Genomic DNA, 1,697 nt, shown 5'->3' with positions numbered 1-1,697 from the left:
GTTTTTTAAAGTTTTGTGTGTGTTTGGTTTGTTTTAAGTGGTTTTTTAAAGTTTTGTGTGTGTTTGGTTTGTTTTAAGTGGTTTTTTAAAGTTTTTTTTAATTATTGCTTTGTAAAAATAGGTTTTTTTAAAGTTTTTTTGATTATTGCTTTATAAAAAAAGGTTTTTTCTTAATGATCCTAAATAAAAATAAAAAAAGAATAATTAAATAAAATTTAAAATTCTATTTAATCATTTGTCTATTTTCTGTTTAATTTTTGATAGTTAGCTGCTTGAAGGCCGTGGTATTTAATCATGCCCTCAATTTCGTTTTGATCGGTTTCCTTGTCTTCAAAGGTAATTTGTTCAATGCTGTGTAAGCTGAAAGGAGATTCTCTGCTTAATGGTTGGATTGAACCTTTGAATAATTTCATAACAACTTTACCGCTAACTCTTCTTTGCATATGGTCAATAGCCTGATCGATGTCTTCTCTTAAAGGTTCTTGCCAAAGAGCTTCATATACAAGGTCTGCATATAATGTACTCATGTATTCAGCAAATCTTAATTCGTCAACGGTTAAGACTAATTGTTCCAATGCCTTGTGAGCTGCAATCAATAATTTAGCTCCAGGAACCTCATAGGTTTCTCTGCTTTTAAGACCAATCATTCTGTTTTCAATGATGTCTACTCTGCCGACTCCATTTTCTCCAGCAATTTCATTTGCCTTGTTGATTAAGTCTACAAGTCCCATCATTTCGCCGTCAATAGCAATAGGAACTCCTTCTTCAAATTCAATTGTAACTTTGGTAGGAGTGTCTTTTGCATCTTCAGCAGATTTGGTCCATTCATAAATCTCTTCAGGAGGTTCATTTGCAGGGCTTTCAAGTACATCCCCTTCTATTGCTCTTCCCCAAAGGTTTTCATCAATACTGTAAATTTTATCATAGGATAAGTTAAGGCCATGTTCCTTAGCATAAGCCTGCTCTTCAGTTCTTGTTAGGTTCATTTCTCTGATTGGAGCAATGATTTTAAAGTCAGACATGGATCTTATGATTGCTTCGAATCTGAATTGGTCATTTCCTTTTCCAGTACATCCGTGTGCAATTGCAGTAGCTCCTTCTTTTTCAGCAATTTCAATGATTTTCATTGCAATTAAAGGTCTTGCAAGTGCAGTACTTAAAGGATAACCTTCATATTCTGCATTAGCCTTGATTCCTTTAGCAATGTATTCATTTGCAAATTCATCTTTAGCATCAATAATGTAATGTTTTCCAGTATTGATTTTATCTGCAGAATTTTGAGACTTTTCTAATTCTTCTCTAGGTTGACCTACATCAACACATGCAGTAATTACTTCGTAATTATATTCTTCTTCTAATAATTTTACACATACAGTGGTGTCTAATCCGCCACTGAATGCAAGAACGACTTTTTCCATTTTATCACTCTAAAAAGTTTTTAAATAAGTTAGTTGATAAGCATTATCCAATATTTAAGATTTAAATTAAACTTTAAATGGGTTTATTGGATTGTATTAATAAAATTTAATAAACAAAATATCATTTAATAAATTTATATTATAATTACTTTGTTTTAAATAATATATATCTTTTAAGTTTAAATAAAATAAAAAATAAATAAAAATATGTTCATTTTAATAGTTTTAATTGATTTTTTATTATTTAATTTCTATTATTTTATTTTAAATTTATTAATT

At 29.5% G+C, this 1,697-nt stretch carries 1 protein-coding gene; it reads right to left on the bottom strand.

The annotated features are described in order from the left end of the window. Positions 1 to 239 precede the first annotated feature (239 nt). Entirely contained in the window at positions 240 to 1,418 is a 1,179-nt protein-coding gene (locus Q0138_RS03795) for an argininosuccinate synthase (protein ID WP_297981132.1), read from the bottom strand. Positions 1,419 to 1,697 lie beyond the last annotated feature (279 nt).

The organism is uncultured Methanobrevibacter sp., from assembly GCF_937906425.1.
GTDB lineage: Archaea > Methanobacteriota > Methanobacteria > Methanobacteriales > Methanobacteriaceae > Methanobrevibacter.
Note: the sequence above shows the minus strand (reverse complement) of the source record. Positions and strands in the feature narration are given on the sequence as shown.

Bases quoted from the DNA above. Each gene is read 5' to 3' on its own strand.
- Q0138_RS03795 (WP_297981132.1), bottom strand. From the start codon at position 1,418: ATGGAAAAAGTCGTTCTTGCATTCAGTGGCGGATTAGACACCACTGTA.